This window comes from Streptomyces avermitilis MA-4680 = NBRC 14893 (genome assembly GCF_000009765.2).
Classification (GTDB): Bacteria; Actinomycetota; Actinomycetes; order Streptomycetales; family Streptomycetaceae; genus Streptomyces; species Streptomyces avermitilis.
Window position 1 is genome coordinate 2,540,003 of sequence record NC_003155.5, and the last position, 22,406, is coordinate 2,562,408.

The following is a 22,406-nucleotide window of genomic DNA, read 5'->3' on the forward strand; positions in this document are numbered from 1 at the left end:
CGCGGTGCCGCGGCGCGGGGCTGGCGGGAATCGGACGTGGTGTCGGGGCGGGGGGTGCGGACGGACGAGGCCGGTCAGGCCGGTGCGGGGGCCGGATCACAGCCCCCGCACCGGTCACGCCGGGCACCGGGCACACCGGGCACTGGCACCGGGCACCCCTACCCCCACTGTCCCCGCTTCGCTTCCATGGCCGCCTTCCCCTCCGCCCCCTTCCGCTTCCAGTCCCGGCGGATCTCGGCCCGCAGCCGGGCGTCGGTCTTGGCGACGATGCGCTGGTTCTCGCGCAGCAGCTTGCGATAGCTGTCGAGGCGCCGCTCCGGCAGCTCGCCGGTGTCGAGGGCCGCGAGGACCGCGCAACCCGGCTCCGCGGTGTGCGCGCAGTCGTGGAAGCGGCATTCCGCGGCCAGTGCCTCGATCTCGGAGAAGACCTGGTTGACCCCGGTCTCCGCGTCCCAGAGGCCGACCCCGCGCAGCCCCGGGGTGTCGATGAGGACACCCCCGCCCGGCAGGGCGAGCAGGTTGCGCGTGGTCGTGGTGTGGCGGCCCTTGCCGTCCACGTCCCGCGTGGCGTGCACCTTCATGACGTCCTCGCCGAGCAGCGCGTTGGCGAGGGTCGACTTGCCCGCGCCGGACTGCCCGAGCAGCACGGACGTACCGCCGGACAGGACCGCCGCGAGGACGTCGAGTCCTTCGCCGAGGTTGGAGCTGACCGACAGCACGGGCACACCGGGCGCCGCCGTCTCCACGTCCTGCACGAGATACGAGAGCGTCGTCGCGTCCGGCACCAGGTCCGCCTTGGTGAGGACCACCACCGGCTGCGCGCCGGACTCCCACGCCAGGGCGAGGAAGCGTTCGACGCGGCCAAGGTCGAGTTCCACGGCGAGGGACACGGCGACCACGGCGTAGTCGACGTTGGCCGCGAGGATCTGCCCCTCGGAGCGCTTGGAGGAGGTGGAGCGGACGAAGGCGGAGCGGCGCGGCAGATACGTCCGTACGTAGCGGGGGTCGCCGGCCGGTTCGACGGCGACCCAGTCACCGGTGCACACGACGCGCATCGGATCGTGCGGGGTGACGAACGCGGTGTCGGCGCGCAGCATCCCGCCGGGGGTGACCACGTCGCACTGACCGCGGTCGACCCGGATGACACGCCCGGCCAGCAGGCCTTCGGAGTCGTACGGGGCGAACTCGGCCTCCCAGTCCGCATCCCAGCCGTACGGCACGAGCGGATGCGAGGAAGAGGAGAACGAACCCGGGAGAGAAGAGAGTGACAAGGGGTGACCCTTCACAAGGGTGGCCCCGGCACCGCGCTCACTGGCGCGGGAGATACAGAGAGGTCAGCCGGAGACCACGGAGGTGGACTTGATGAACTTCCGGATGCGGGCAGCGCCCATCACAGAGACAGCCATCGGTCACACCTCCCAAACCAAGCCAAGTCACCAGCGGCACCACCTGGCCGCCGCTCGAACATCACCGACTCTAGAGGTACGAGGGCCACGACGCCATCGATTTACGGCGCACCTGGCAGTGGCTCGCGGGGAGTCGGGAGTGTCCTCGGGACGGCTTGCACGGCGTCCGGTGCCGCAACACGCGGGCACGGGCCGAGCGTTCTCATCCTTCCGCGTCCGGCGCTCCGGCTGATGGAGAAGAGACGCGGGACGGTACTGACGTCGGCCGCGGGCAGGCTGACCGCTCCTCGGTCAGCTCCAGGGCGACTGCGCCGGGATCGCGGTGCCGGCGTCGGCGCCACCCACTCGACAAGCGGGGGCAAGACGCGGCTGAAAAGCGTCGACCGTGGCGAAAGGAGGCTCTGCGTCCAGGAGTGACGGGTGTTTTCAGGACAGAACTCGACTGAACATATGCACCATTGGCGGCTTTCGCCTTACGTTTTTGCCCGATCTGGTCAATAGTTGTCGTGCGGCACGTGTTGACCGTAGAAGGATCACGTCCCTGCGCGGGTGCTATGACCGTGTGCCCGCTGACTGCACAATCCCTTCGCGAGTGGACGTATCCCCGCATCCCGCGGACGTCGCTCCATCCCGTGGGGGGACCCGTCATGAACAGTGACACCGGCAGAGCCGACACGCCCAGATCCGGACAGGCCCGCCTCGGCGGCCTCGACGGCGCCCAACGACGGGCCGGTCGCGTGCTGTGCTGGACACACGCCGTTGCCATGCTGACCGCCGCCGCGCAAGCCGTCCTGAGCCCCGACTTCCCCTGGTGGGACCGTCTCTGGCCGCTGCCCTGGTATCTGATTCCCGCCACCGGGATCATCTGGGCCGTCCTGCGCGCCCGCTACAAACACGCCCTCCACCAGCAGAGCCTCGAAGAAGGCATCCCCGCCGACTTCGATCGGATCGCCTGAACCCCGACCGCGGGGTACGGCCTCAGATCAACACGACGTGGTCGTCCCAGCCGTTGCCTGTCACCTTCTCGAACCACAGGCGCGCCGTGCCCTCGGCGACGGCCGCCGGACACAGCCTCCATCCCGCCCCCTCAGCGATGCTGACCCGGGTCGCGCCACAGGACTCCTTGATGGGACTCCATCCGCTGTCCTCGGCGTCCCCGGTCATGACCCGCACGCCCTCGGGCCCGGCCAGCGCCACCGTGGGGCCACCCCGGTGTCCGACGGCCGCGACATGGGACACCGCCGTAGGCACGACACGGCGCTCCCGTCGTCGACGAGTACGACGGTGCTGCCCTCCGTGTCCCGGGCCGCCGCCAGGACGCGTACGGCCACCGTCTGCTCGATCCGCTGCCGCGCGGGCTCGCCACCGTCTGCTCGATCCGCTGCCGCGCGGGCTCGCCACCGTCCGCCGGTCACCGCACCGCGTACAACGCACCGTCGTGCGCGGTCCAGCCGGTCAGGTCCCCTTCGGCGGACGGCAGACTGCCCAGCAGGCATTCGACACGTCAACGACCGCGTCCATATCAGGCATGGCGGCAGATTAGGCGGCGGCGGTCCGGCCGCGGGGCGGAAGTCCCGACCGGGCGCGGGCCCGAACACGCCGACCGGGCGCGAACGGCGTGGCCGCGCCCGGGCGGCGGCTTCGGTCAGCCGGTCGCGGCGCGCCTGCCGCGCCGCCGGAGGCCGGTCGTCGTGCACTTGCCGCCGGTCAGCCGGTCAGCCGTTCGTCGTGCACTTGCCGCCGTTCAGCGTGAAGCCGTACGGGGTCGTGTTCTCGTCGTGCCAGGTGGACAGGAAGCCGAAGGCGAAGGTGCCGTCGGCCGCGACCTGCTTGTTGTAGTCGGCTGCCGCGGCCGTGACCCGGGCGCCGCTCTGGGTGACGCTCGCGTCCCACATCTGGCTGATCTGCTGGCCGTCACGGAACGTCCAGCCGATGCGCCAGTTGTCGAGCGCCTTTTCGGAGGTGACCGTGACCGTGGCCTGGAAGCCGTCCGGCCATTCGTTGAGTATCTCGTACTTCACCTGGCAGTAGGACGGGGCCTTCGTCGAGCCGCCCGCCTTGTGCGTCTCCTCCACGGTGGAGGACGACTTGCCCTGGGGCTCCGTGTCGGGGTCGCTGCTCTTCACCTCGGACTTCGCGCCCGTCGGCCGCGAAGTCGAGGAGGAGGACGAGGACGAGGGGGCGGCGGCCGACCCCGAGGGCAGGTCCGCGGCGGGCAGTGACGCAGCCTCGCCCGCCACCGGCCGGCCGTCCGTCGCGTCGTCGCTCGCCGACGCGCCGCCGCCCGAGTCGCCGAACTGCATCAGCGAGGCCCCCAGCGCAAGCGCCGACACGATCACGGCCGCGGCCAGGATCCCGGTCCTGCCGATCCGCGGCCGGGCCGTCCCGCCCTGGGCGAGCCCGGTGTCCGCGCCCGTGTACACGCGCCCGCCACTCAGTCCCGCGTCCGCCGCCCGGCGCCGGCGCTCCAGATAGGCGAGCCCGCCCCAGCCGATGACTCCGCCCGCCAGCGCGGAGGGCAGTCCCCCGCCGTGCAGACGCAGGCACGCCGCGGCCTCGGCGCACTCCACACAGGTGGCGAGGTGCCGCGAGAGGTCATCGGGCGCACCGGCGTTCGGTGACCGGGTCACCGCGTCGAGGAGCCGCGCGTAGCTGCGGCACTCGGCCTTCATGGGGGTGTCGAGGTGGTTGCGGTGGCAGCGGTCTCTGAACAGCGCCCGTACCTGGACGAGTTCCTCGGCCGCCGCCGTGGGGTCGAGGCCGAGCCGACGGGCCACGTCCGGCAGGGGCAGCGACTCCACCTCGGCCAGCCACAGCAGCGCCGCGTCCGGCTCCTGCATGTCCCTCAGACCGCGCAGCGCGAGCGGGCGGTGCAGGGGCGGCCCGGTGTAGCGTGCGGCCTTGTCGGAGTTGAGCCACAGCCGCAGGTCGGGGTCGAGACGGTGCCCCTGCCCGTGGGCCTCCCAGGCGGCGGCGGCAGTGCGAACGGCCGTCAGCAGCAGCGGAATGCGCGGCAGCCTGAGCGTCCGGCGCCCGGTGTCCTTCGCCGTGGCGTCGGCGGCGCGCGCCTGGTGGATCCCGTGCGTGAACGCCTCGGTGGCAAGCTGTGCCGCGGCAGCCGAACCGGACGTGCACAGATCGGCGTACGACAGGACCGCGTCCCAGCACTCGGAGAACAGTGCTGCCTCGGCGGCGTCCTGGGGGGTCGGCAGGTCGGGCATGGGGAGCTCCTGCATCGAGTGCATCCACAAGAAGCGTCAACTCCCCCTCGGTACAGGGGAGTTGGGGTTGTCTCACGACAGGCCCCGAGCCTTTCACGATTTCAGCACAACTGACAAGCTGCGTATTCAATTTCCGTTACCGGCGGTTACGCAACTCTCGGTCCACGGCGGCCGGTTGCGACCGGCGGCGAGCGTTCCGGCTGCGCGGACCGCCCGGCTCCGGGTGTCCCGAGTGTGGTACGGAAAGGAGGCCGGGACGTATCGATTCCCGTCGACTTTCACCGGATCTTCCACTCCGTGACGGCCGCGAGTGATCACATACACGCCCACCCCCGGCTCGGGCGCGCGCCGGAGCCGGGGGTGGGCCGGGCGGGGAGGGGATCGGGTAGGGAAGCTACCGAGCCGGGAGGGGGCCTGCCGCCCCGCGGGTGAGGGCTAGGCCGGGGTCGGTTCCTGTGCCGGGAGGCTGTCCATGAAGGAGCTGACGGAGAAGACCGCGCGTCCCGGGCCGGGCTCCCCGTAGCCGGGCGGGGAGGAGAGACCGAAGTCCTCCATCGTGGCGCGGTACGCCTCGAGCAGGCGGATGTGGTACTCCAGCGGCGCACCCTGCGGGTTGGCCTTGCCGAGCGGCGTCGTCGGCTCCGGGCACCAGGTGGTGAAGCGGGGCGTGATGCCGTGCGACATGAAGAAGCGCAGGCCCTCGGTGGTGGAGGCGATGGCCTCGTCGACCGTCGTGAAGCCGAAGGGCTCCGCCATCTCCACGCCCGCCACGAAGTTGGGGATCACATTGCGCGCGCCGAAGATCTCCGCCGAGTCGAGAATGCGCTTGTGCCACTCGTCGCGGCCGACGTAGCGCTCCTTTCCGGGGCAGTACAGCTCGAACAGCCGGCGGTCCCACACCTCGTAGTTGGGGTGGTAGATCTGCACGCCGTGGTCCTTGAAGCGCTGGACGTCGTCCCTCGGGAGCGCCTGCGCGACGACCTTGCCGATCCAGCGCCCCGGGAAGCGCTCCTCGATGGCCTTGGCGTAGTGCCCGTAGAAGTCGGCCTCGTCGCGCCCGGCGACCTTGGACGTGATCGCACCGCCCGTGAGCGTGTACGCGGTGGACGCCTTCGCGGTGTCGTACCGGTCGATGATCTCCAGCGCTTCGAGGACCTCCTCGACGTCCTTCACGCCGGTGTACGGGCGGCCCGCCGCCTTGTGCTGGCGCCAGTTGTGGTTGATGTCGCAGTACTGGCACTCCTCCTTGGCGCCGAAGTACTGGCAGACCCGGAAGACGGTGAGGTAGATCAGATAGCCCCACTGGATCGTCGGGGCGACCTCCATGACGGACTTCCCGTTGGAGAGCTGGTGCCGGTAGTACTCCGGCATCGGGGGGACGCCGACGTCCGAGATCCGCTTCCCGTCGAGGTAGAGCCCGAGCATGCCGTCCTCGTCGGCGGCCACCCGGTACGGCGAGGCCGGGTTCACGCGCACCGACACGACGGTGCGCCGCAGGTCGTACGGGCCACCGGTGAGGATGATCTCCTCCGGCGGCCGGCGCAGCGCGGCCTCGCCCAGCTCGGGCAGGGTGCCGTGGTCGAAGGAGAAGATGAAGTACGACTTCGGCTTGACGTCGCCGTCCTCGTTGTCCGAGAGCGCCGAGTCGTCGAAGGCCACACCTCCCCGGAGCAGGTCCTCCTTGAAAACGGCTTCCCGCGGTACGTGCGGGAACCGCTCCATCAGATCCTCGACCAGCGCGGTACGGCTGCCCATCCCGTCCTCCTTGCTCCCGAGTCGTTCCCGGCTCCTGTGCTCGACTCCTCACGGTATGCCCCGTGCGGGCGACCGGCCGTGCCGGGGCCCCGAACAGGCGCTGACCGGGCTGCACCGCGGGCGGCCCGGTCCACGCCCGGATGTGCCGCGCGGGCCCATGGGGCAGGGTGCGCCAAGGGGCGGCTCAGCCCCGCTGGGGCCGGTGCCCGCGGTCGGTCTCCGGGGTCACGCGGTGCGCTCCAGCGCGCCGGGGTCGATCGCGTACGCCGGCGCCTCGCCCCCTCGCAGCCGCTCCGCCTCCTCCGTCACGGTGAGGCCGAGGCGGGCCACCTCGTTGCCCTGCGAGCCCGCCAGGTGGGGGGTGACGAAGGCGTTCGGCAGGTCGAAGAGCGGGGAGCCGGCGGGCAACGGCTCGGGTTCCGTGACGTCGAGGACGGCGCTGAGCCGTCCGGCGCGCAGTTCGTCGACGAGCGCCTCGTGGTCGACCAGGGCGCCGCGCGCGGTGTTGACGAGGAAGGACCCGTCCGGCATCAGGGCGAGTTCGCGACGGCCGATGAGCCGACGGGTCTCGGGGGTCAGCGGGGCGTGCAGGGTGACGATGTCGGAGGAGCGCAGCAGGTCGTCCAACGGCAGCAGGGGAACGCCGAGCCGGGCGGCCTCCGCCGCGTCTACGTACGGGTCGGCCAGGCTCGGCCGCAGGTCGAAGGGGCGCAACAGTTCGATGAGCCGGCGGCCGATGCGGGAGGCGCCCACGATCCCGACCCGGCGGCCGAAGTTGCCGACGCCCGGCAGGATGTCCCCCATGGGAAAGGCCCGGTCGGTGCGGAAGCGGTCGCGGTGCGCGAAGAGGTCCTTGCCGGCGAGCAGGATCATGGCGAGCGCGTATTCGGCGACGGGCAGCGCGTTGGCGCCGGCCGCGGAGGAGACCGCGATGCCGCGTTCCCAGAGCGCGGGGGTGGCGAAGCCCTTCACCGAGCCCGCCGCGTGCAGCACGGCGCGCAGCTCGGGCGCCGCGTCGAGGACGGCCGCGTCGAGGCGGGGGCAGCCCCAGCCGGTGATCAGGATCTCCACCCCGGCGAGCGCCTCCCGTACCCGGGGAGCGGTGAAGTCCTCGGCCACCAGACCGGGGTCGATGTCCACACAGGCGCGCAGTCGGGCGAGCACCTCCGGCGGGAAGATCCATGGCACGTTCTCGGCGGTCATGGCGAACATCGCCAGGGGACGCTCGGGCAAGGAAGTGACCTTCCGGCTGGCTGGATCAGGCGTAGCAAGCGGTGTCTACGGTAGGTGTCGACGAATGAAGGGGTCAATGGACCGGAACGCCCCCGGCGGACCGGAAAGTCCCCGTACAGAGAGGCCGGGCAGGGATGACTGACGCAGGGACCGCGCTCACCAACTGGGCCGGGAACATCACGTACTCGGCCAAGGAGCTGCACCGGCCGCAATCGCTGGACGCGCTGCGGGCGCTGGTCGCGGACAGTGCGAAGGTGCGGGTACTGGGCAGCGGGCACTCGTTCAACGAGATCGCCGAGCCGGGTGCCGACGGCGTACTGCTGTCGCTGACCGCCCTGCCGCCGTCGGTCGAGGTGGACACGGCCGCCCGTACCGTACGGGTCGCGGGCGGGGTCCGGTACGCCGAACTCGCCCGGGTGGTGCACGGACACGGGCTCGCGCTGCCCAACATGGCCTCGCTCCCGCACATCTCCGTGGCGGGCTCGGTGGCCACCGGCACGCATGGCTCCGGCGTCACCAACGGCTCGCTCGCCTCGGCCGTGCGGGAGGTGGAGCTGGTCACGGCCGACGGTTCGGCGGTGCGGATCGGGCGGGGCGACGACCGGTTCGACGGCGCCGTGACCGCGCTCGGGGCGCTCGGGGTGGTCACCGCGCTCACGCTCGATCTGGAGCCGGACTACCGGGTCGCCCAGCAGGTTTTCACCGAACTCCCGCTGGCGGGGCTGGACTTCGATGCGGTGGCGGCTTCGGCGTACAGCGTCAGCCTCTTCACCGGCTGGCGGACGTCGGGCTTTGCGCAGGTGTGGCTCAAGCGCCGCACCGACCGGCCGTCGGCCGACTTCCCGTGGGCGGCGCCGGCCACCGAGGCGATGCACCCCGTGCCGGGCATGCCCGCGGTCAACTGCACCCAGCAGTTCGGGGTCCCGGGCCCCTGGCACGAGCGACTCCCGCACTTCCGGGCGGAGTTCACCCCCAGCAGCGGCGCCGAGCTCCAGTCGGAGTACCTGCTGCCGCGCCCGTACGCCCTCGACGCGCTGCACGCCCTGGACGCCGTGCGGGAGACGGTGGCGCCGGTGCTCCAGATCTGCGAGGTGCGGACGGTCGCCGCCGACGCGCAGTGGCTGAGCCCCGCCTACGGGCGGGACACCGTGGCGCTGCACTTCACCTGGGTCGAGGACCTGGCCGCCGTACTGCCCGTGGTGCGGCGGGTCGAGGAGGCGCTGGACCCCTTCGACCCGCGGCCGCACTGGGGCAAGGTCTTCGCGGTCCCGGCGCGGGTGCTGCGCGGGCGGTATCCGCGACTGGGCGATTTCCGGGCCCTGGTGGACTCGCTCGATCCCGGCGGAAAGTTCACCAACGCCTTCGTACGGGAGGTGCTGGGCTCCGGCGACCGGCCGTCGTGAGAAGATCGGCGACCGGGAACGGCTGACACCTCCCGGACTTCCTACACCCCCTTTCCTAACCCCTTGTCGAAAGACCCGGCAGGCCATAGCCTGGCGCCGCGCCGGGGCCGACGGGCCTCGTCATGGCCTGGAGGGATCGAGGGATCGTGTCGGTGAAGCGCACCTCACGCGACATCCGCACCGCGAACCGTTACGAGGTGCTCCGCCAGATCATCGCCAAGTCACCCACCTCGCGGCAGGAACTGGCGGCCGCGACCGGGCTCAGTCTCGCCACGGTCGCCACGCTCGTCGGGGAGCTGCTCGACCTCGGCATGCTGACCGAGGTCGGATTCGAGGACTCGGCGGGCGGGCGGCCACGCGGTCTGGTCGCCGTCAACTCCGGCGGCGGCGCGCTGATCGGCGTCGACATCGCGGAGACGTACGTACGGGTCGAGCTGTTCGACCTCGGACTGGGCCAACTCGCCCGCGCCGACGAGGACATGCGCCCGGGCGAGAGCCGCCCGGAGCAGGTCGTCGGGCATGTCGCGGCCGCGGTCGGCTCGGTCGTCGCGCAGGCCGGGGTGGACGGCGCGCGCGTCCTCGGCGTCGGGGTGAGCGTGCCGGGCCAGGTGGACCGCGACCGCGGGATCGCCGAGTACGCGCCGAACTGGGACTGGCACGACGTGCCGCTGCTCTCCCTGCTCGCCGAACACATCACCCATCCCCTGTACCTCGACAATCCGCTGCGCGCCTGCGCGGTGGCCGAGCTGTGGTTCGGCGCGGCCCGCGGGCGCGGGGACGCCGTGGTGGTGAACCTCGGCACCGGGGTCGGCGCCGGGCTGGCGCTGGGCGGCGCGCTGCACCGCGGGGTCAGCAACAGCGCCGGCGAGTGGGGTCATACGACGCTCGTGCTGGACGGGCGGCTGTGCCACTGCGGCAACCACGGGTGCGTGGAGACGTATGTCGGGGCGCCCGGGATCATGCAGAACCTGCGGGAGCTGAGCCCCGCCGACCCCCTGCTGCACCCCGGGGACCAGACCGCCACGATCGACGCGCTGGCCCGTGGGGTCGCCGCGCGGGATCCCGTGGCGCTCAAGGTCGTTCGCGACACGGCCCGTTACCTGGGCGCCGGGATCGCCGACCTGGTGAACCTGCTCAACCCCGAGGTGGTCGTGCTCAGCAGCTGGGTGGCGGCCACGCTCGGCGAGCCGTTGCTCGACGAGGTGCGCGAGGCCGTCGCCCGGCACGCGCTGAGGCGACCGTTCGCCTCCACCGAGATCGTCCTCTCCCCCATCCCGACCGACCCGGTGTGCCTGGGAGCCGCGACCTTCGCCCTCGAAGGCGCCCTCCAGTCGGTCGGGCAGCGGCCCGCGCAGCGCGCCACCTCCGCGAGGAGCCGCACCGCACCACCGTCATGACGACGCCCCTCGCCTGACCCGCGAGCGTCCCGCCCGACAGAGGGGGCGGTCCGGTCGTGCGGCGGCCCACCCTCGTCACGTCCGGTATTCCGAACGCTGCACAACACTTCGAACAGCCTTCGTCCAACCCCTTGCCGAAGCCTTGACCGAAGGTTAGCGTCCGGCTCCGCGACGCCAGATCGAGCCACTGACGCACAGCAGTTGAGCCGCAGCCGTACTCAAGACAAGGACGTCACCATGTCGGCAACGAGCAACAGCAACTGGGACCGCCGATCCGTACTCCGAGCCGCCGCGGGCCTCGCGGCGCTGGGCCCGCTGGCCGCCTGCGGCAGCAACACCGGCCGTTCGGGCGGCGGGAGTTCGGGCGAGAGCCTGGTGCAGTACTTCCACGCGTACGGCGAGGCGGGCACCGAGCAGGCCATCAGACGGTACGCGAAGGCGTACGACAAGGCCGCCGTGACCACGCAGTGGATCACCGGCACCAACTTCGAGAGCAAGCTGTTCTCGGCGCTGCTCACCGACAACGCGCCGGACGTCTTCGAGTTCCACCCACAGCTCCAGATGATCAAGAGCGGCCAGGTGGCGGCGCTGGACGACATCATCGATCCGGTCAAGGACGACTTCAACCCGGCCGACATCACGTCGCACACGGTCGACGGCAAGGTCTACGGCGTCCGGATGATCGACGACCCGCAGTTCTTCTTCTACCGCAAGTCGCTGCTGGAAAAGGCCGGCACGGGCGTCCCCCAGACCCTGGACGAACTCGCCGAGGCCGCCGCCAAACTCACCACCGACAAGGTCAAGGGCCTGTTCCTCGGCAACAACATGGTGGCGCCGAACTACGCCCTGGTCTGGGCGGCCGGCGCCGATCAGCTCAACGCCAAGAACGAGATCGCGTACCACACCGACGAGGTGGCCGCGGCGCTGAAGGTGTACCGCAAGATGTTCACCAGCGGGCATCTGCTCCTGGACGCCCCCGCCGACTACTGGGACCCCTCGGCTCTGGTCCAGGGACTCACCGCGATCCAGTGGTGCGGCATGTGGGCCATGCCCGTGATGCAGCAGGCCCTCGGCGACGACCTCGGCATCTTCCCCTTCCCCTCGGCGGCCTCCGGCGCCAAGCCCGCGGTCTACAACGGCGGCTGGTCCATGTTCGTCAACGCCAAGGGCAAGAACGTCGACCTGGCCAAGGAGTACGTGAAGTGGCTCTGGATCGACCAGAAGAAGTACCAGGAGGACTGGGCGCTCAGCTACGGCTTCCACATACCGCCGCGCACCTCGACCGCCGAGTCGGCCACCAAGCTCAAGTCGGGCCTGCCCGCTGAGGGCGTCAAGCTCTTCACCGACTACGGGCGCTTCGACAACGTCTCCTGGACCCAGGCCATGATCAGCGCGCTCGAGGGCGTGATCGCCGACGCCGTCCGCAAGGGCAAGGACCCCGAGGCCGCGCTCGACACGGCGGACAAGAAGGTCAACCGCGAGCTCAAGAATCTCTTCGGATAGGCCGGCGGACAGGTAACGACAGGCGGACAGGCAACGACATGTCGACCACCACGACGCGTGACGTCGCGCGCCCCGCCCCGGCCAAGGCGTCCAAGGCCGGGCCGCGGCGGGGTCTGCGGGGCACCACGCTCAACTTCTGGCTCTTCACCGGACCGTTCCTCCTCGGCCTGGTGATCTTCGTCTACGTCCCCATCGGCTGGAGCGTCTGGCTCAGCTTCTTCGAGGCGCGCTACACCGTCACGCCCAGCAAGTTCATCGGCCTCGACAACTACCGGCAGATGCTGACGAACGGCGCCTTCGTCGACGCACTGGTCACGTTCACCGTCTTCGCCGCGATCATCGTGCCCGTCACCTGGGCGCTGTCGCTCGGCCTCGCGCTGATGGTGCACCGGCTGCGCTTCATGAAGGCGTTCTTCCGGTCGGTGTTCTTCCTGCCCACCGCGTGCAGCTTCGTCGCCGCCTCGCTGATCTGGAAGATGTCCATCTTCAGCGGGGTGCGCTTCGGCCTGGCGAACACCGTCCTCGGCTGGTTCGGCGTCGAGAACATCGCCTGGCTGGCCGACCCCGACCCGCCCTGGTACTGGCTGGTCATCGTCACGGTACGCCTGTGGCTCCAGGCCGGTTTCTACATGATCCTGTTCCTGGCGGCCCTGCAGAACATCCCGCCGGAGCTGTACGAGGCCGCCGCCATCGACGGCGCCGAGCCGGGCTGGCAGACCTTCCGGCACATCACGCTGCCCCAGCTGAGGGCCACGTCAACTGCCGTGATCCTGCTGCTCCTTGTGGCCGCCTACCAGGCCTTCGACGAGTTCTTCAACCTGCTGTCGAAGACCACATGGGGCCGGCCACCGCTGGTCGAGCTCTACTACACGGCCCTGGGCGAAAACCAGGACTACGGCGCGGGCAGCGCGGGCGCGGTCGTCCTGACCCTGCTCATCTGCGTCGTGACGCTGCTCCAGGGCAGGCTCATGGGTTTCGGACGGGGGGACGAGTCCAAGTGACGACCGTCATCGAGAGCGACAAGGCCGGCGCCGTGCCCCCGAAGAAGCGCGGGCGCGAGGGACGGGGCGTCCTCGGCTCCACCGGCCTCTACCTCGCCACCGGCCTCTGCGCCCTGCTCTTCCTGGTCCCCTTCTACCTGATCATCCGCAACGCCCTGTCCACGGACGCCGAAATCACCGGCGAGGAATGGCAGTTCTTCCCCACGCACATCCGGTGGGGCAACATCACCGAGCTGTTCGACGACCCGACCGTGCCCTTCGCCCGTTCCCTGTGGAACTCCGCGGTGGTCGGTGTCCTCCACACGGCCGGCACCCTGCTGGTCTGCTCCCTCGCGGGCTACGGCCTCGCCAGGATCCCGTACAAGCACGCCGACAAGATCTTCTACGCGGTCCTGGTGACCCTGATGGTCCCGGCCGCCGTCACCTTCGTACCGAGCTTCGTGCTGGTCTCGTCGCTCGGCTGGGTGGACAGCTACCGCGGTCTCATCATCCCGGGTCTGTTCAGTGGTTTCACCTGCTTCCTGTTCCGGCAGTACTTCCTGGGGTTCCCCAAGGAGCTGGAGGAAGCGGCGCGCATGGACGGGCTCGGCTACTGGGGCGCGTACTGGCGCATCGTCGTGCCCAACTCGCTGAACTTCTTCGCGGCCATGGCCACCATCACCTTCATCAGCGGCTGGAACGCCTTTCTGTGGCCGCTGGTCATCGGCCAGGGCGAGGACTCGTGGACCGTGCAGGTCGCCCTCTCCTCGTACATGACCAACCAGACCGTCAACTTCCATCTGATCTTCATGGCCACCGCCATCTCGATCCTGCCCCTGGTACTCGTGTTCCTCTTCCTCCAGCGCTGGCTGGTGCAGGGGGTCGCGCAGACCGGCATCAAGGGCTGACACCGCCTTCTCAAGACCTGGAGACCGATGTCCTTCCGCACCACCGCTTCGCCCACGTCCACCGAGTACGTCGAGGACGTCTCGCCGGGAAGCGGGGCGCTGCCCCCGAGGGCCTGGTACGCATCCTCGGACGCCGTGTCCCTGTCACTGAACGGCAGCTGGGCCTTCCGGCTGTCGCCGACCGCCGACGCCCAGGACGACTCCTTCGCCGCGGAGGGGTACGCCATCGAGGAGGAGGGGGAGGGGTACGACGCCGGGGACTGGACCGAGATCGAGGTCCCCGGCCACTGGGGGCTGCAAGGCCACGGCGCGCCGATCTACACCAACCACCTCTACCCGTTCCCGGTCGACCCGCCGCGCGTGCCGACCGAGAACCCGACCGGTGACCATCTGCGGGTCTTCGATCTGCCGGCCGACTGGCCCGCACTGTCGGACGGCGGCTGCGTGCTGCGCTTCGACGGCGTCGAGTCCTGCGCCCGGGTGTGGCTGAACGGGACGGACATCGGGGAGTTCAAGGGCTCGCGGCTGCCGCACGAGTTCGCGGTCGGACACCTGCTGAAGCCGCGCGGCAACGTGCTGGCCGTGCGGGTCCACCAGTGGTCGGCGGGCTCGTACCTGGAGGACCAGGACCAGTGGTGGCTGCCCGGCATCTTCCGGGACGTCACGCTCCTGCACCGGCCGGCGGGCAGCGCCCTCGACTTCTTCGTGCACGCCTCGTACGAGCATGTCGAGGGGCTCGGCACCCTGCGCGTCGACTCCGACGTCGACGGCCGGGTCACCGTGCCCGAGCTGGACGTCGATGTCGAGACCGGCGAGTCGGTGACGGTCGCCGTCGAGCCGTGGACCGCGGAGACGCCCCGGCTGTACGACGGCGTGCTGGCCACCGAGGGCGAACAGGTCCCCCTGCGCATTGGCTTCCGAACGGTCGTACGCCAAGACGGTCTGATCAAGGTCAACGGCACGCCCGTCCTCTTCAAGGGCGTCAACCGGCACGAATGGCACCCCGAGCGCGGCCGCGCCCTCGACCTGGAGACCATGCGCCAAGACGTGCTGCTGATGAAACGGCACAACATCAACGCCGTCCGCACCTCGCACTACCCGCCGCACCCCGCCTTCCTCGACCTGTGCGACGAGTACGGCCTGTGGGTCATCGACGAGTGCGATCTGGAGACCCACGGCTTCACCGAGCAGGCCTGGCGCGACAACCCGGTCGACGACGATCGCTGGACCCCCGCCCTGCTCGACCGCGCGGCCCGCATGGTCGAGCGGGACAAGAACCACCCCTCGGTCGTCATCTGGTCCCTCGGCAACGAAGCCGGCACCGGACGCGGGCTCACCGCCATGGCGGAGTGGATCCGCGGCCGGGACACCTCGCGTCTGATCCACTACGAGGGTGACATCGACTGCCGTGACACGGACGTGTATTCACGGATGTACGCCGCCCACGCCGAGGTCGAGCGGATCGGCCGGGGCCTGGACGGGGGCACGCACCGGCGGCGCGACCTCCCCTTCGTCCTCTGCGAGTACGGGCATGCCATGGGCAACGGTCCCGGCGGCCTCGCCGACTACCAACGGCTCTTCGAGACGTACGGCCGGCTCCAGGGCGGCTTCATCTGGGAGTGGATCGACCACGGCATCAAGGACGAGCGGTACGGCTTCGCGTACGGCGGCGACTTCGGGGAGGAGCTGCACGACGGGAACTTCGTCTGCGACGGGCTGCTGTTCCCGGACCGGACGCCGTCGCCCGGCCTGGTCGAGTACAAGAAGGTGATCGAACCGGTTCGCATCGAGGGATGGGGGTCCCCCCTGGCCGGGCGAAGCCGAGCGCCCGGGGGAGGTGCGGACGGCACGGACGGCACGGACGGCACGGACGGCACGGACGGCACGGACGGCACGATCCGTGTGACGAACGCGTACGACTTCGCGGACCTTTCGGCGCTGGCCTTCGAGTGGTCGTACCAGGTCGACGGAGAGACCGTCGAGGCGGGCGCGCTGTCGGTGCCCGCGCTCGCTCCTGGCGAGTCGGCGGACGTGAAGCTGCCGACGCCGCCCGTGGACGGGCGGGGGGCCGAGACACAGTGGACGGTACGCGCGGTGCTGACCGCCGAGACCGCGTGGGGCCCGAAGGGGCATCAGGTGGCCTGGGCCCAATTCCCTCTCGGCAAGGGGAGTTCGGAGCGTGTCGCCCGGCCCGGCGGTCGGGTCGCCCCGTCCTGCGGTCCGGTGCCCGGCGAGCGCCGGATCACCCTCGGCCCGGCCGCCTTCGACGCCCGCACGGGTGCGCCGCGAACGATCGGCGGGGTCGACGTCACCGGGCTCCGCCTGGACGTGTGGCGCGCCCCGACCGACAACGACAACGGCGCGCACTGGCAGCCGGACGAGCGCTACGGCCCGCTCTGGCGCAGGCTGGGCCTGCACCGGATGCAACACCGCCTGGAGGCGGTGGAGTTGGACGACGACGCCCTGACCGTACGGTCCCGGGTGGCGCCCGCGGGCTGGGAGGTGGGCCTGCGGACGGCGTACCGGTGGACGTCCGACGGGACGCGGCTGAGGCTGACGGTGTCCGTGGCGCCGGAGGGCGACTGGACGCTCCCGCTGCCCAGGCTCGGCGTGCGGTTCGGGCTGTCCTCGGCGGCGGACCGGGTGCGGTGGTTCGGGGGCGGCCCCGGCGAGGCGTACCCCGACACCAGGTCGGCGTCCATGCTGGGCCGTTGGGAGTCGGCCGTGGACGACCTCCAGACCCCGTACGTCCGGCCGCAGGAGAACGGGGCGCGCGCCGACGTCCGCTGGGCGGAGATCGGCGGGCTGCGGATCGAGGGCGAGCCGGAGTTCTGGTTCACGGCACGCCGCTGGACGACCGAGCAGCTGGACGCGGCCGAGCACCTCACGGACCTGACGCCCGGTGACACCGTGTGGGTCAACCTCGACCACGGCCAGCAGGGCATCGGCTCGCAGTCGTGCGGGCCGGGCGCGCTGCCGCAGTACCACCTTCGTCCGGGCCCGGCGGAGTTCTCCTTCGTCTTCTCGGAGGCGTCTTCTCGGAGGTCCATGTCTGAACCGCGCTCGCGACGCTGATCGCGGCAGGCCTGTGCGCGGCGCTCCTGGCGGGGCGGGTGCGGGCGCCCCGCCCATCACCGGGAGCGGCAACCTGCCCGCGCCCGGCGGCAACTCAAGGGGGACGCACCACGCCCGCATCCGCCCCCACTCCCAGGAGCAGCCGTGCCCCACACAACAGCCGCCCACCGTCGTCGCGCCTCCCGTCCCCTCCCCCTCGTAGCCGTCGGCGCGCTGGTCGCCGCCGCCGTCGCCCTCCCCCAGCTCACCCCGGACGCCTTTGCCGCCACCACCCTCCGGGGCTACGCCGACGGCCGCGGCGTGCGGATCGGTGCGGCCGTCGGCGACAGCCCGTTGCGGAGCGACTCGGCGTACACCACCGCGCTGGACCGGGAGTTCAACTCCGTCACCGCCGAGAACGCGATGAAGTGGGACGCGGTGGAGCCCAGCCGGGGCGGCTTCGACTGGGCCGCCGCCGACCGGCTCGTCGCGCACGCGAGCGCACACGGCCAGGGAGTACGCGGGCACACCCTGGCCTGGTACGCACAGCTGCCGTCGTGGCTGAAGAACGGCAACTTCTCGGCCTCCGAGCTGAACACGATCCTCAAGAGCCACATCGACACCGAGGTCGGCCGCTACAAGGGCAAGGTGTACGCCTGGGACGTGGTCAACGAGACGTTCAACGAGGACGGCTCGATGCGCGGTTCGCTGTGGCAGGACAAGCTCGGGACCGGGTACATCGCGAACGCGCTGCGGTGGGCGCACGCCGCCGACCCCGCCGCCAAGCTGTACATCAACGACTACAACATCGAGGCGGACAACGCGAAGAGCGACGCCCTGTACGCGCTGGCGAAGCAACTCCTGGCGGACGGGGTGCCGTTGCACGGCATAGGGTTCCAGTCCCACTTCGTGGTCGGGCAGGTGCCGTCCACCATGAAGGCCAATCTCAAGCGCTTCTCGGACCTGGGGCTCGAGGTCTCCGTCACCGAACTCGACATCCGCATCCCCCTGCCCGCCTCCTCCGACGAACTGGCTCAGCAGTCCGCCGACTACAAGACGGCCAGCGAGAACTGCCTGGGTGTCGCGCGCTGCGCGGGCATCACCGTGTGGGGCGTCAGCGACAAGTACTCATGGATCCCGGGGACGTTCAGCGGGTACGGCGCGGCCCTCCCGTACAACGAGAGCTACGCGGCGAAGCCCGCCTACACCGGGCTGTCGAACGGACTCGATCCGACCGCGTGAGCCGCGTCCCGCCCTGGCCCGGCAGGGACGGTCCCCGGTCGGATCGCCCCTGCCCCGGGTCGCGCTGGACGCGTCGAGACCAGGGCCTCGGTCAGGTGCCGACGTAGGCCGCGAGGTGCTCGCCGGTGAGGGTGGAGCGGGCGGCGACGAGGTCGGCGGGTGTGCCCTCGAAGACGATCCGGCCGCCGTCGTGGCCCGCGCCGGGGCCGAGGTCGATGATCCAGTCGGCGTGCGCCATGACCGCCTGGTGGTGCTCGATGACGATGACCGACTTGCCGGAGTCGACGAGCCGGTCGAGCAGGCCGAGCAGCTGCTCGACGTCGGCGAGGTGCAGGCCGGTGGTCGGCTCGTCGAGTACGTAGACACCGCCCTTCTCGGCCATGTGAGTGGCCAGCTTGAGGCGCTGCCGCTCGCCGCCTGACAGCGTGGTGAGCGGCTGACCGATGGTGAGGTAGCCGAGCCCGACGTCGGCGAGCCGGCCGAGGATGCGGTGCGCGGCCGGCGTGTGCGCCTCGCCGGCGCCGAAGAACTCCTCGGCCTCGGTCACCGACATCGCGAGCACCTCGCTGATGTCGCGGCCGCCGAGGTGGTGGTCGAGGACCGCCGCCTGGAACCGCTTCCCCTCGCACTCCTCGCAGGTGCTGGCGACGCCGGCCATCATCGCCAGGTCGGTGTAGATGACGCCCGCGCCGTTGCAGGTGGGGCAGGCGCCCTCGGAGTTGGCGCTGAACAGCGCCGGCTTCACGCCGTTGGCCTTCGCGAACGCCTTGCGGATCGGGTCGAGCAGTCCGGTGTACGTCGCCGGGTTGCTCCGCCTGGAGCCGCGGATCGCGCTCTGGTCGACCGACACCACGCCCTCGCCGGCCGGGATCGACCCATGCACGAGCGAGCTCTTGCCGGAGCCGGCGACGCCGGTGACGACGGCGAGCACGCCGAGCGGGATGTCGACGTCGACACCCTTCAGGTTGTTCGCCGTCGCGCCGCGGATCTCCAGCGCGCCGGTGGGCTTGCGTACCGTCTCCTTGACGGCGGCCCGGTCGTCGAAGTGGCGGCCGGTGACGGTCCCGCCGGCCCGCAGCCCCTCGACGGTGCCCTCGAAGCAGACGGTGCCGCCCGCCGTGCCGGCGCCTGGGCCGAGGTCGACGACGTGGTCGGCGATCGCGATCGTCTCCGGCTTGTGCTCCACGACGAGCACCGTGTTGCCCTTGTCCCGCAGCCGCAGCAGCAGGTCGTTCATCCGCTGGATGTCGTGGGGGTGCAGGCCCGCGGTGGGCTCGTCGAAGACGTAGGTCGTGTCGGTGAGCGAGGAGCCGAGGTGGCGGATCATCTTGACGCGCTGCGCCTCGCCGCCCGACAGCGTGCCCGCCGGCCGGTCGAGCGAGAGGTAGCCGAGGCCGATCTCCACGAACGAGTCGAGGGTCCCCAGCAGCGCGCCGAGCAGCGGCGCAACCGACGGCTCGTCGAGGCCGCGGGCCCAGTCGGCCAGGTCGCTGATCTGCGTCGCGCAGGCGTCGGCGATGCTGAGCCCCTCGATCTTCGACGACCGGGCCCCCTCGCTGAGCCGGGTGCCGTCGCACTCGGGGCAGACGGTGAACGTCATCGCGCGCTCCACGAACGCGCGGACGTGCGGTTGCAGCGCGTCGATGTCCTTGGACAGCATCGACTTCTGGATCTTCGGGATCAGACCCTCGTACGTCAGGTTGATGCCATCGACCTTGATCTTGGTCGGCTCCTTGTGGAGGAGGTCGTGCAGTTCCTTCTTGGTGAACTTGCGGATCGGCTTGTCCGGGTCGAAGAAGCCGCAGCCGCCGAAGATGCGGCCGTACCAGCCGTCCATGCTGTAGCCGGGGATCGTGAGCGCGCCCTCGTTGAGCGACTTGGAGTCGTCGTAGAGCTGGGTGAGGTCGATGTCGGAGACCGTGCCCCGGCCTTCGCAGCGCGGACACATGCCGCCGGTGCGGTTGAAGGTGGCCTTCACCGCCTTCTTGGCACCGCGCTCGACGGTGATCGCGCCGCTCGCGCGGACCGAGGGGACGTTGAAGGCGTACGCGCTGGGCGGGCCGACGTGCGGCTGCCCGAGCCGGCTGAAGAGGATGCGCAGCATCGCGTTGGTGTCGGTGGCGGTGCCGACCGTGGAGCGGGGGTCGGCTCCCATCCGCTGCTGGTCGACGAGGATCGCGGTCGTCAGCCCCTCGAGCACGTCGACCTCGGGCCGCGCCAGCGTCGGCATGAAGCCCTGCACGAAGGCACTGTAGGTCTCGTTGATCAGCCGCTGCGACTCCGCGGCGATCGTGCCGAACACCAGCGAGCTCTTGCCCGAGCCGGAGACACCGGTGAACACCGTCAGCCGGCGCTTCGGGATCTCGATGCTGACGTCCTTGAGGTTGTTCACGCGCGCTCCGTGCACGCGGATCAGATCGTGGCTGTCGGCGACGTGCAGCACGGGCGCCTGCGTGTCCGTCCTCGTGGCCATGCTCATCGTGTCTCCATCTGTTGGGCGGGCCCGCCTTCGCGGTCTCCGTCGGCGCCGCCTCGCTCGATCCGACCGGCCTCGAGCGTACGTCCGGTTCTGCTGCGCACGGCGCTCACGCTAGCCGCGGCCAGGGGGCCCGCGCTTCTCGAATCCTGATCGGTCCGGCCGCCGCCGTCGCATCAGGTCCGACGGCTCGATGTCGCGGCGCACGATGTTCCGCCGCGCGTCTGGGTATATTAGGCAGCTACCTAGAGGCCCTAGGCTGTTGGGTGACTAGGGGGCTGAGGGCCTTGATGGCTGAATCAGGTGGAGGTGGTGGCTCATGGCTCGTGTCGGGCTGACGGTCGATCGAGTCGTGGAGGCCGCGGCCGACCTCGCGGACGAGGTCGGCTTCGAGAACGTCACCGTGTCCGCGCTGGCACGGCAGTTCGGGGTGAAGGACGCGAGCCTGTACTCGCACGTCAAGAACGTGCAGGATCTGCGCACACGGGTCGCCCTGCTGGCCGGCGAGGAGATGATCGACCGGATCGCCGCCGCGGTGGCCGGCCGCTCGGGCAAGGACGCCCTGGCCGCCTTCGCCGACGCCTACCGGGAGTACGCCCTGGAACGGCCGGGACGGTACGCGGCGACCCAGATCCGGATCGACCAGACCCTCGTCGCCTCCTCCCGCGCCTTCCACCGGACCGCCGAGATCACCTACGGCATGCTGCGCGCCTACGGCCTCGAAGAGCCCGACCTGACCGACGCCGTACGACTGCTGCGCAGCACCTTCCACGGCTACTGCGCCCTGGAGGCGGCCGGCGGATTCGGTGCGCCCCGTGACGTACTGGCGTCCTGGCAGCGGACCATCGACGCCCTCCACGCACTCCTCGAACACTGGCCCGAACAGGAGAGGGACCGTGACTGACCTGTACTACGAGGTGTGCGGCGGCGGGCCCGTGCTGCTCGTCGTCCCCGGCGGGGCCGGGCATCCGATGGGGCTCGACGGGATGACGGAGCGCCTCGCCACGCGGTTCACCGTCGTCACGTACGACCCGCTCGGCCTCGCGCACGGACGGCTCGGCGAACCCGTCGAGGACCAGCGGGCCCAGGCGTGGAGCGAGGGCGCGCGCCGGGTGCTCGACGCGGTCCTGCCGGACGGCGAGTCGGCGTACGTCTTCGGCAGCAGCTCGGGCGCCATCGCCGCACTGGACCTGCTCGCCCGCCACCCGCGGCGGCTGCGGCACGTGGTCGCGCACGAGCCGCCGGTGGTGGCGGTGCTCGACGACGCGGCCGCGCAACGGGCGATGTTCGCGGAGGTGTACGAGGTCTACCGGGCGGCGGGCCTGGAGGCGGCCGCGGCCCGACTGGGCGCCGGGCTGACGGGAACGACTCCCGGCGAACCGCCCGGCGGCGCCGCCCAACCCCCCTCCCCCGCCGACGAGTTGTCCCACCCCATGCCGCTCTTCCTCACGCGCGTCCTGCGTCAGTTCACCGCCTACGAGCCCGACGTGACCGCACTCACCGCCCTGTCCCCGCGCCTCACCCTCGGCGCCGGCGCCGACTCGCGCGGCCAATTGCTGCACCGCACGGCCTCCTTGGCCGCCGAGCTGAGCGGCAGCGGTTTCGTCGAGTTCCCCGGCGGTCACGTCGGGGCGGTCGAACACCCCGTGGAGTTCGCGGACCAGCTCGCGGAGACACTGCTTCCGGCCGGTGCCCCAGGCGTACCGCTGACCACTTAGACTGAAAGCTTCGCCGGTAGCACGTGCCGCCCTGGGGGAGGGAGCGCGCCTTGTCTCAACAACAGCTGAGACGCGGACCGTCGAGGTCCGACCCGGCGCCGGTCACGCCC

At 70.9% G+C, this 22,406-nt stretch carries 16 protein-coding genes; 10 read left to right on the top strand and 6 right to left on the bottom strand.

Features of this window, described 5'->3' with window-relative positions; all coding sequences use genetic code 11:
• Positions 1-158 precede the first annotated feature (158 nt).
• Complete coding sequence (rsgA, locus tag SAVERM_RS10960) at positions 159-1,271, bottom strand: ribosome small subunit-dependent GTPase A (RefSeq protein ID WP_037647445.1); 1,113 nt, start codon at positions 1,269-1,271, stop codon at positions 159-161.
• Positions 1,272-2,053: 782 nt separating this feature from the next.
• On the opposite strand from rsgA, the gene SAVERM_RS10965 reads away from it, so the two are divergent.
• A complete protein-coding gene (locus SAVERM_RS10965; protein ID WP_042492933.1) occupies positions 2,054-2,362 on the top strand; it encodes a hypothetical protein in 309 nt (102 codons plus the stop codon).
• A 22-nt stretch (positions 2,363-2,384) separates the two neighbouring features.
• Here SAVERM_RS10965 and SAVERM_RS10970 read toward each other — a convergent pair whose 3' ends face one another.
• The 4 genes from SAVERM_RS10970 to SAVERM_RS10985 all read right to left on the bottom strand — a co-directional run bounded on the left by SAVERM_RS10970 (position 2,385) and on the right by SAVERM_RS10985 (position 7,615).
• Positions 2,385-2,657 carry a hypothetical protein gene (locus SAVERM_RS10970; RefSeq protein WP_137865264.1) on the bottom strand — a complete coding sequence of 91 codons (273 nt, stop codon included), beginning with the start codon at positions 2,655-2,657 and terminating at the stop codon, positions 2,385-2,387.
• A 464-nt stretch (positions 2,658-3,121) separates the two neighbouring features.
• Positions 3,122-4,627, bottom strand: a complete 1,506-nt coding sequence (locus tag SAVERM_RS10975) for a cellulose-binding domain-containing protein (RefSeq protein WP_037647263.1) — start codon at positions 4,625-4,627, stop codon at positions 3,122-3,124.
• A gap of 435 nt (positions 4,628-5,062) precedes the next feature.
• Positions 5,063-6,382, bottom strand: a complete 1,320-nt coding sequence (locus SAVERM_RS10980) for a radical SAM protein (protein WP_010983528.1) — start codon at positions 6,380-6,382, stop codon at positions 5,063-5,065.
• Positions 6,383-6,607: 225 nt separating this feature from the next.
• On the bottom strand, positions 6,608-7,615 hold the full coding sequence (locus tag SAVERM_RS10985; RefSeq protein ID WP_010983529.1) for a hydroxyacid dehydrogenase: 1,008 nt from the start codon (positions 7,613-7,615) through the stop codon (positions 6,608-6,610).
• A 134-nt stretch (positions 7,616-7,749) separates the two neighbouring features.
• Between SAVERM_RS10985 and SAVERM_RS10990 the strand changes: the two genes are divergently transcribed.
• The 7 genes from SAVERM_RS10990 to SAVERM_RS11020 all read left to right on the top strand — a co-directional run bounded on the left by SAVERM_RS10990 (position 7,750) and on the right by SAVERM_RS11020 (position 18,102).
• Complete coding sequence (locus SAVERM_RS10990) at positions 7,750-9,018, top strand: FAD-binding protein (protein WP_010983530.1); 1,269 nt, start codon at positions 7,750-7,752, stop codon at positions 9,016-9,018.
• Positions 9,019-9,140: 122 nt separating this feature from the next.
• Complete coding sequence (locus SAVERM_RS10995; protein WP_010983531.1) at positions 9,141-10,415, top strand: ROK family transcriptional regulator; 1,275 nt, start codon at positions 9,141-9,143, stop codon at positions 10,413-10,415.
• Between the two features lie 237 nt (positions 10,416-10,652).
• Complete coding sequence (locus tag SAVERM_RS11000; protein WP_037647260.1) at positions 10,653-11,918, top strand: ABC transporter substrate-binding protein; 1,266 nt, start codon at positions 10,653-10,655, stop codon at positions 11,916-11,918.
• Between the two features lie 38 nt (positions 11,919-11,956).
• A complete protein-coding gene (locus tag SAVERM_RS11005) occupies positions 11,957-12,919 on the top strand; it encodes a carbohydrate ABC transporter permease (protein ID WP_010983533.1) in 963 nt (320 codons plus the stop codon).
• Positions 12,916-13,806, top strand: coding sequence for a carbohydrate ABC transporter permease (locus SAVERM_RS11010; RefSeq protein ID WP_010983534.1), 891 nt, complete (start codon positions 12,916-12,918; stop codon positions 13,804-13,806). Before SAVERM_RS11005 ends, SAVERM_RS11010 begins: the two co-directional genes overlap by 4 nt.
• Positions 13,807-13,833: 27 nt before the next feature.
• Positions 13,834-16,881 (top strand): glycoside hydrolase family 2 TIM barrel-domain containing protein, encoded by a 3,048-nt coding sequence (locus SAVERM_RS11015; RefSeq protein WP_010983535.1) that lies wholly within the window; start codon positions 13,834-13,836, stop codon positions 16,879-16,881.
• A gap of 144 nt (positions 16,882-17,025) precedes the next feature.
• Positions 17,026-18,102, top strand: coding sequence for a glycoside hydrolase family 10 protein (locus tag SAVERM_RS11020; RefSeq protein ID WP_010983536.1), 1,077 nt, complete (start codon positions 17,026-17,028; stop codon positions 18,100-18,102).
• Between the two features lie 91 nt (positions 18,103-18,193).
• Here the strand turns inward: SAVERM_RS11020 and SAVERM_RS11025 are convergent, their stop codons facing one another.
• Positions 18,194-20,581 (bottom strand): ATP-binding cassette domain-containing protein, encoded by a 2,388-nt coding sequence (locus SAVERM_RS11025; protein WP_010983537.1) that lies wholly within the window; start codon positions 20,579-20,581, stop codon positions 18,194-18,196.
• A 316-nt stretch (positions 20,582-20,897) separates the two neighbouring features.
• Between SAVERM_RS11025 and SAVERM_RS11030 the strand changes: the two genes are divergently transcribed.
• Positions 20,898-21,482, top strand: coding sequence for a TetR/AcrR family transcriptional regulator (locus SAVERM_RS11030; protein ID WP_010983538.1), 585 nt, complete (start codon positions 20,898-20,900; stop codon positions 21,480-21,482).
• Positions 21,475-22,296 carry an alpha/beta fold hydrolase gene (locus SAVERM_RS11035; protein WP_010983539.1) on the top strand — a complete coding sequence of 274 codons (822 nt, stop codon included), beginning with the start codon at positions 21,475-21,477 and terminating at the stop codon, positions 22,294-22,296. The genes SAVERM_RS11030 and SAVERM_RS11035 overlap by 8 nt, the downstream gene beginning before the upstream one ends.
• The last annotated feature ends 110 nt before the right edge of the window (positions 22,297-22,406 follow it).